6 protein-coding genes are annotated in these 9,019 nt (G+C 60.4%); 5 read left to right on the top strand and 1 reads right to left on the bottom strand.

Annotated features, from left to right (window positions below):
- The 5 genes from ACIO0C_RS27430 to msrA form a co-directional block, all read left to right on the top strand.
- Window positions 1-753 (top strand): transketolase-like TK C-terminal-containing protein (locus ACIO0C_RS27430; RefSeq protein ID WP_401316990.1); only part of this gene is annotated, 753 nt, incomplete at its 5' end.
- 11 nt (window positions 754-764) lie between these two features.
- Entirely contained in the window at window positions 765-2,720 is a 1,956-nt protein-coding gene (gene aceF, locus ACIO0C_RS27425; RefSeq protein ID WP_401316987.1) for a dihydrolipoyllysine-residue acetyltransferase, read from the top strand.
- Between the two features lie 270 nt (window positions 2,721-2,990).
- On the top strand, window positions 2,991-4,385 hold the full coding sequence (locus tag ACIO0C_RS27420) for an alkaline phosphatase D family protein (protein WP_401316985.1): 1,395 nt from the start codon (window positions 2,991-2,993) through the stop codon (window positions 4,383-4,385).
- 178 nt (window positions 4,386-4,563) lie between these two features.
- Window positions 4,564-7,257: a putative bifunctional diguanylate cyclase/phosphodiesterase gene (locus tag ACIO0C_RS27415; RefSeq protein ID WP_401316984.1), complete on the top strand. Its 2,694-nt coding sequence runs from the start codon at window positions 4,564-4,566 to the stop codon at window positions 7,255-7,257.
- A gap of 62 nt (window positions 7,258-7,319) precedes the next feature.
- Entirely contained in the window at window positions 7,320-7,967 is a 648-nt protein-coding gene (gene msrA / locus ACIO0C_RS27410; RefSeq protein ID WP_401316982.1) for a peptide-methionine (S)-S-oxide reductase MsrA, read from the top strand.
- A 123-nt stretch (window positions 7,968-8,090) separates the two neighbouring features.
- On the opposite strand, the gene ACIO0C_RS27405 is transcribed toward msrA, so the two are convergent.
- Entirely contained in the window at window positions 8,091-8,927 is an 837-nt protein-coding gene (locus ACIO0C_RS27405; RefSeq protein ID WP_401316980.1) for a 23S rRNA (adenine(2030)-N(6))-methyltransferase RlmJ, read from the bottom strand.
- Window positions 8,928-9,019 lie beyond the last annotated feature (92 nt).

The following is a 9,019-nucleotide window of genomic DNA, read 5'->3' as shown; positions in this document are numbered from 1 at the left end:
TTCGCCGAGCTGTGGCCGGTGATGCCGCGGGCCAGGGCCATCCCGAACTGCCGCACCTACGATCCAACCTACGGCTACGAGCTGGCGGTGATCATTCAGGACGGCATGAAGAAGATGACCGAAGAGCAACAGGACGTCTTCTACTACATCACCGTGATGAACGAGTCGTACCAGCAGCCAGCCATGCCGGCCGGTGCCGAAGAAGGCATCAAGAAAGGCATGTACCTGCTCGAGGAAGACAACCGCGAAGCGGCGCACCACGTTCAGCTGATGGGCTCCGGCACCATCCTGCGTGAAGTCCGTGAAGCAGCGAAGATCCTGCGTGAACAGTTCAACGTCGGCGCCGACGTGTGGAGCGTTACCAGCTTCAACGAACTGCGTCGCGACGGACTGGCCGTAGAGCGCAGCAACCGTCTGCACCCTGGCCAGAAGCCTAAGCTGAGCTATGTGGAAGAGTGCCTGAACGGCCGTCAAGGTCCGGTGATTGCCTCTACCGACTACATGAAACTGTTCGCCGAGCAGATCCGTCAATGGGTACCGTCCAAGGAATTCAAAGTCCTGGGCACCGACGGTTTCGGCCGCAGCGACAGCCGCAAGAAACTGCGTCATTTCTTCGAAGTCGACCGTCATTTCGTGGTGTTGGCAGCCCTTGAAGCACTGGCTGACCGTGGCGATATCGAACCTAAAGTGGTGGCTGAAGCCATCGCCAAGTTCGGGATCGACCCGGAAAAACGCAACCCACTGGACTGCTGAGGAGAGATTCTGTGAGCGAACTCATTCGCGTACCTGACATCGGCAGCGGTGAAGGTGAAGTAATTGAACTGTTTGTGAAGGTCGGCGACCGTATCGAAGCCGACCAGAGCATCCTGACGCTGGAATCGGACAAGGCGAGCATGGAAGTGCCTGCGCCGAAGGCCGGTATCATCAAGAGCCTGAAAGTGAAGCTGGGCGATCGCCTGAAAGAAGGCGACGAACTGCTGGAGCTGGAAGTCGAAGGTGCCGCTGCTGCGGCCCCTGCGGCTGCTGCGCCGGCCGCCAAGGCTGAAGCCAAACCGGCTGCGCCTGCTGCCGCCGCCGCTCCTGCTGCTGCGCCTGCTGCCGCTTCGGTTCAGCAAGTGCACGTGCCGGATATCGGCTCGTCGGGCAAGGCCCAGATCATCGAGATCCAGGTCAAAGTCGGCGACACCGTCGAGGCTGATCAGTCGCTGATCACCCTGGAATCCGACAAGGCGAGCATGGAGATCCCTTCGCCTGCCGCTGGCGTGGTCAAGGCCATCAGCGTCAAGCTCAACGACGAAGTCGGTACTGGCGACCTGATCCTGGACCTGGAAGTGGCGGGTGCCGCTGCACCTGCCGCCGCTCCGGCCCAGGCTGCAGCTCCTGCACCAGCCGCTGCACCTGCTCCGGCAGCTGCTCCTGCGGCTCCAGTTGCCGACAGCGTTCAGGACATCCACGTTCCGGACATCGGCTCGGCGGGCAAAGCCAAGATCATCGAAGTGCTGGTCAAGGCTGGCGACAGCGTTGAAGCCGACCAGTCGCTGATCACCCTGGAATCCGACAAGGCGAGCATGGAAATCCCATCGCCTGCCGCTGGCGTGGTGGAAAGCGTTTCCATCAAGCTGGACGACGAAGTCGGTACTGGCGACCTGATCCTCAAGCTGAAAGTCAAAGGCGCGGCACCTGCTGCTGCCCCGGCACCGGCTGCCGCCGCTGCGAGCGCTCCGGCGCCAGTCGCTGCTGCTCCTGCCGCCGCCGCACCTGCAGCCGCCGCTCCGGTTGCTGCTCCTGCCAAGCCTGGCGCCAAGGTTCACGCAGGCCCGGCAGTACGCCAACTGGCCCGTGAATTCGGCGTCGAGCTGAGTGCGGTCGGCGCCAGCGGTCCACACGGTCGCATCCTGAAGGAAGACGTGCAGGTTTACGTCAAGGCCATGATGCAGAAGGCCAAGGAAGCACCGGCCGCTGCAGCTGGCGCAACCGGTGGCGCGGGCATCCCGCCGATTCCGGTCGTGGACTTCAGCCGCTTCGGCGAAATCGAAGAAGTGCCGATGACCCGCCTGATGCAGGTCGGCGCTGCCAACCTGCACCGCAGCTGGCTGAACGTGCCGCACGTGACGCAATTCGACTCGGCGGATATCACCGAGCTGGAAGCGTTCCGTAACGCGCAGAAAGCCGTCGCAGAGAAGGCCGGCGTCAAGCTGACCATCCTGCCGTTGCTGCTCAAGTCCTGCGCGCACCTGCTCAAGGAACTGCCGGACTTCAACAGCTCGCTGGCGCCAAGCGGCAAAGCGATCATCCGCAAGAAATACGTGAACATCGGCTTCGCCGTCGACACCCCGGATGGCCTGCTGGTACCGGTCATCAAAAACGTCGACCAGAAGAGCCTGCTGCAACTGGCCGCCGAGGCTGCTTCCCTGGCTGAGAAAGCCCGGACCAAGAAGCTCTCGTCCGACGAGATGCAAGGCGCCTGCTTCACCATTTCCAGCCTCGGCCACATTGGCGGCACCGGCTTCACGCCGATCGTCAACGCGCCGGAAGTGGCGATCCTCGGTGTTTCCAAGGCAACCATCCAGCCAGTCTGGGACGGCAAGGCCTTCCAGCCGAAACTGATGCTGCCACTGTCGCTGTCCTACGATCACCGTGTGATCAACGGCGCCGCTGCTGCACGCTTCACCAAGCGTCTGAGCGACCTGCTGGCGGACATCCGCACCATCCTGCTGTAACACCGGCGGGCCCTCCTTCGCGGGAGGGCCTGTCGCGTTTCACGTTTTCCGAGCGCCACGCTCGTACCTCAACCCCGCCAATTTGGCGGGGCTTTTTTTGCCCGCCGTTTTTACCTCAACGGATACCTTCCTACATTTGTGGCTGATATCCCCCACAAGTCGAATCCATTTCCGCCCGGTATTTTTCAAGGCCAAATAATTAGCCTTCCTGGCACGGCCATTTAAAAGCCGATTGCTTGCCCCAGAAACTCAAGCCGAATGGATTCGAACATGTTCAAACCAACAGTCGGGCCAATCATTGGCCACACCACAACCAACCACGCGCGTATTTTTTTGCGTGGAGAATCAAATAAAGATGCCCGTGCATTTGCCGGTATTCGCTATCGGCGACTCGGCGACGAACACTGGTCAAAGGGTATTTTTGCTGAACTCGAAAAAGCCCGTGACATGTCCGCAGTCCTGGTTCTCAACGACCTGGCTGCCGACACCGTGCATGAATATCAGGCCGGCTGGTTCAGCCCGACAAAGCCCGTGCCTGCTGCAGATACACTGCAGGAACTGCCCTTGCAATGGCCGCCGCAGCTCCATCGCCTGCGCACCCGTTCAAGTCAGACCACACAACCCAGGGCCTATCTCGTGGGTTCTTGCCGCTATCTACGGCTCACCGCAGGCATTGCAGCCGAGCCGCACCTGGGCGACAGGATGTTCGCGACAATATCAAGAGTGGCCGAGCAGGCCGATCCCCCTGTCAGCGCCATGCTGATGACCGGTGACCAGATCTACGTCGATGATTTGAACTTCATTGCCCCGGACCGCGAACTCAAGGACATCCTCCTCAAATATCGCGTAGCCTTTTCACAGCCAAACATTGCAAAGTTAATGTCTGCCCTGCCGACATATATGATCCTGGATGACCATGAGATCGAAGACAACTGGCCGGCTAACAGAAACAAGTCCGATGACTTTCTATATGCCAATGCGATAAACGCCTATGAGTTGTACCAGGCCAGCCATGGCCCGGCACACGAACTCTGCGCCGAGGGGCAAGTCGACAAGAAGCTGGATAAATACTGGTACCAGTTCACCGACGGCGATATCGAGTGGTTTGTCACCGACAGCCGGACCCGACGCAATCTTGCAGCCAGCGACCGACGCATCCTCGATATCGAGCAGGAGCAGGCCTTGTGTACATGGCTGATCAACAGTTCGGCCCGGGTTAAATTCGTGGTTACCAGCGTCATGTTCTATCCCGACAGCAAACGCCAGGGCGAGGACGCATGGAAGGGCTTTCCCGAACAACGACTACGGCTGTTGGAGACGATTCGCACACACGCCATCAAGAACGTCTTCATCGTTTCAGGCGACGTCCACGGCTCATTGATCAGCCGACTGACCCACAGTGAGGACCCGGGCTTCGAAGTTCATACAATCGTCTCTTCGCCCCTGTGCAATAGCAAATTGTTGCCTTATGCCACAGCTTCCACCTTTATCCTCGATCAACCTTTGGCCCGAACCGCTGTGGGAGATTATCGACACGAATTGACCAGTTACGTGATCAGCCAGGATAACTTCGCGCACCTGGTCGTCGATGCAGAGCATATTCATGTGCGTTATCACGATAGGGATGGCGCCCTTTTACAGGCGGTCAGTATTTTACTGCGTTAAAAGCTGCGATCTTTGAGTCGTTTGCTGGAGAAATCTTCACCTCTGCCGACATATTCTTATAGCACTTGGCCTTCATCTCTCTTGTCAGTCAGTGTCGCAATGATGCAACCTTGCCGCAGGCAACAGTAAAGAGGGCGAGAGCCCGGCGCGATCAGCATATTCGAAGCGAGTTCCCTCCATGAAAAGCCAACCCGATGCCACCAGCCGTATGGTGGCCGAGGTAGTGACGCAGTTGCCTGTGCCCTCGCGGCTCGGCATGCTGCGTTTCGAACGGCTGAACGAACCAAGCTGGGCGCTGCTGTTTCTCGACCCCAATTGCGAACGCCAGTTCGGCCTGCCGGCCGTGGAACTGTGCGCCCTGGTTGGCTCGCCCTACGCCAGCCTGATGGAGCCGCAAGCCCGCTATCAACTGCATGATGCGATTCAGGCGCAGTTGAGCGAGAGCACTCACTACCTGATCCGCTACACCTTGCACACCGCCTCTGGCTCGCTGAACCTGCTGGAACTGGGCGAAGCCTACAAACAACACAATCGACACCTGCTGCGCGGTTATTTATTGGTCATCGACGGCCTGTTCGAGGATGACCCGCTGCTGCCGGCGCTGGATCTCGAAACCCAGAACTCGCGCCTGCAAATCGCCCTGGAGCTCAATCAGCGCGCCCAGCAGGAACAATTGCAGCATCTGGACCGGGTACGTGCCCAGCAGGACCTGATCCTGCTGCTGACCCGCCAGCGCTACAGCAGCAACAATTCCCTGCAGGAAGCCGCCAAACTGATCACTCGCAGCGCCTGCGAGATTTACCAGATCGACTGCGCCAGCCTGTGGCACCTGGAAGGCTCGATGCTGGCGCCTATCTCGGCCTATCACCGCTCGACCCAGGAATACCTGTTGCCGGCACCGATCGACGTCAGCGTGTTCCCTGATTACCTCGACGCCCTGCACACCGGCCGGGCCATCGATGCCCACAACGCCATGCGCGACCCGCGCACTCGGGAAATGGCCGAAAGCCTGCGCCCGCGCGATGTCAATGCGATGCTCGATGCCAGCATTCGCGTCGACGGCCAGGTGGTTGGCGTGCTGTGCCTGGAACAAACCGGTGCGACCCGCGCCTGGCAGTCGGACGAAATCGCCTTCGCCGGCGAGCTGGCGGACCAGTTCGCCCAGGTCATCAACAATCACAATCGACGCACCGCCACCAGCGCCCTGCATCTGTTCCAGCGTGCGGTCGAGCAAAGCGCCAACGCCTTTTTGCTGGTCAATTGCGATGGCATCGTCGAGTACGTCAACCCGAGCTTCACGGCGATTACCCAGTACACCACCGAAGAGGTTCACGGGCAGCGCCTGGCGGAACTGCCGGCGCTGGAGAACCTCAGTGAACTGCTGTTCGACGCACCCTCCGCGCTGGCCAAGAGCAACAGTTGGCAGGGCGAGTTCAAGAGTCGTCGCAAAAACCTCGAACCCTACTGGGGCCAACTGTCGATATCCAAGGTGTATGGCGACAACCGCGAGTTGACCCATTACATCGGTATCTACGAAGACATCACGCAGACCAAGCTCGCCCAGCAACGCATCGAGCGCCTGGCCTACACCGATAACCTGACCAACCTCGGCAACCGCCCGGCCTTCATCCGCAACCTCGATGAACGCTTCGCCCGCGACAGCGACGCGCCGATCAGCCTGTTGCTGGTGGACATCGATAACTTCAAGCGGATCAACGACAGCCTCGGCCACCAGACCGGCGACAAGCTGCTGATCAGCCTGGCCCGGCGCCTGCGCAATAGCCTCAACCCGGGTGGCAGCCTGGCGCGGTTTGCCAGCAACGAGTTCGCGGTGTTGCTTGACAACACGGGCCTTGAACTCGGGCAGCAGGTCGCCAACCAGTTGCTCACGACCCTCGACAAACCGATGTTCGTCGACAACCAGCTGATCAGCGTGACCGGCTCTGTCGGCCTGGCTTGCGCCCCCCTTCATGGGCGAGACCCGCAGACCCTGATGCGTAACGCCGGCTTGGCCCTGCACAAGGCCAAGGCCAACGGCAAACATCAAGTGCAGGTTTTCACCGAAGCCCTGAACGCCGAAGCCAGCTACAAGTTGTTCGTCGAGAATAACCTGCGGCGCGCCCTGACCCAGAACGAACTGGACGTGTTCTACCAACCCAAGCTCTGCCTGCGCAGCGGACGCCTGCTGGGGATGGAGGCGCTGTTGCGCTGGAATCACCCGGAAAAAGGCATGATCCGCCCGGACCAGTTCATCAGTGTTGCCGAAGAAACCGGCCTGATCATTCCGATTGGAAAGTGGATCGCCCGCCAGGCCTGCCGCATGAGCAAGGCGCTGACCGCCGCCGGGCTGGGCAACCTGCAGGTGGCAATCAACCTGTCGCCCAAGCAGTTCTCCGACCCGGACTTGGTGGCGTCCATCGCCAACATCCTCAAGGAGGAGGCACTGCCTTCGCGCCTGCTGGAGCTGGAACTGACCGAAGGCCTGCTGCTGGAAGCCACCGAAGACACTCACCAGCAGCTCGACCAACTCAAGCGCCTGGGCCTGACCCTGGCGATGGACGACTTTGGCACCGGTTACTCGTCGCTCAGCTACTTGAAAAAATTCCCCATCGATATCATCAAGATCGATCGAAGCTTCATACACGAAATCCCGGATAACCAGGACGACATGGAAATCACCTCCGCGGTGATCGCCATGGCCCACAACCTGAAACTCAAGGTCGTGGCCGAAGGCATCGAGACGGCCGAGCAACTGGCGTTCCTGCGTCGCCACCGCTGCGACGTCGGCCAGGGCTACCTGTTCGACCAGCCGATCCCGGGGCTGGACCTGATCGACAAGCTCAAACGCTACCCGCGCGGCCCGATCGCCTGACAGCGGGCCAACTCTCGGGCAAACTGCATCTGTGATTATTCCAACGACTGAGAGGACTGAAGATGGTTCTGCGCTCGGAAATTCTGGTGAACAAAAACGTGCTCCCAACAAAAGAACAAGCTCTGCCTGGCCGCGAAACCCCCATGACCGTGCCGGAAAAACACTTCGTCCACGACGCCCCGCTACTGGGCCCATTCGCGATGGATGTGGATTTCGCGATCTTCGGCCTTGGCTGCTTCTGGGGCGCTGAACGCAGGTTCTGGCAGCGTGAAGGCGTGGTCAGTACGGCCGTGGGTTACGCGGGCGGCTTCACCCCGAACCCGACTTACGAAGAAGTCTGCTCTGGCTTGACCGGCCATAGCGAAGTCGTGCTGGTGGTCTACGAGCCGGCAAAGGTCAGCTACGAAGAGCTGCTGAAGATGTTCTGGGAACTGCACAACCCGACCCAGGGCATGCGCCAGGGCAATGACCTCGGCACTCAGTACCGCTCGGTGATCTACGCCACCAACCCGGCCCAACTGGAAGCCGCGAAAAAAAGCGCACAGGTGTTCCAGGTCGAACTGACCAAGGCCGGCAAGGGCATCATCACCACCGAAATCGACGAAGCGCCGACGTTCTACTTCGCCGAGGCGTACCACCAGCAGTACCTGGCCAAGAACCCAGAAGGCTATTGCGGCATTGGCGGTACCGGCGTGACCTGCCCGATCTGACCACTGCCCGATCGTTCCCACGCTCTGCGTGGGAATGCACCCCGGGACGCTCCGCGTCCTAAAAGCGAGACGCAGAGCGTCACATGAGGCATTCCCACGCAGAGCGTGGGAACGATCATCGCCTCATTCGGCAATCAACCAATCCATCCGCCACCCACCCTGGGTCTGTCCAAGCTTCTCGGACAACCACGGCAGCAACTCACGCAACTCTTCCTCCAGCCCCCACGGCGGATTGGCAATGGCCAAGCCGGAGCCATTCAGGCTGTCAGGCGTATCCAGCGGATGCACCAGCAACTCTACCCGCAACAACTTTGGCGCACCGGTACCGGCCAGGTCCTGATAGAACCGGCGCAGCGCGCGCTGATCCTTCACCGGGTACCAGATAGCCGCCACGGTCTGGCGCATCCGCCCGACCGCCTCTTTCAAGGCTGCGGCGCAGCGCTGCATCTCGTCGAGCTTTTCGAAGGGCGGATCGATCAACATCACCGCCCGCTTCTCCGGCACCGGCAGCAACGCCCGCGGCACATGCCAGCCTTCGCCGAGATGCACCTTGACCCGACGATCACCGGCCATGTTGTCCTTGAGCAGCACACCATCTTCCGGGTGCTTCTCGTTGAGCAACACCCGATCCTGCGCACGCGTCAGGCGCCGCGCCAACTCCGGCGACCCCGGGTAATAGCGCAACTGGCCATCCGGGTTCATCTCGTGCAGCACCTGCATGTAATCAGCCGTCAGGATCGGCAGATCCGGCTGATCCCACAAACGCGCAATGCCTTCCAGGTACTCACCGGTACGGCTGGCCTGATCGCCTTGCAGGTCGTACAGACCAATGCCGGCGTGAGTGTCGAGATAGGCAAACGGCTGCTCCTTGCGCGACATCAGGGAGATGAGGCGGGTCAAGGTCAGGTGTTTGAACACATCGGCGTGATTGCCGGCGTGGAAGGCGTGACGATAATTCATGGTTGCTCCTGCGAAGGCCGGCAAGTTTACCTTTTACTGGGCGGCAAGTCAGGAGCTCGCGGCTGAGTGGCCAACCCGCCCCGCCTCCCCCT

Source organism: Pseudomonas sp. NPDC087336, assembly GCF_044744285.1.
Lineage (GTDB): Bacteria > Pseudomonadota > Gammaproteobacteria > Pseudomonadales > Pseudomonadaceae > Aquipseudomonas.
Note: the sequence above shows the minus strand (reverse complement) of the source record. Positions and strands in the feature narration are given on the sequence as shown.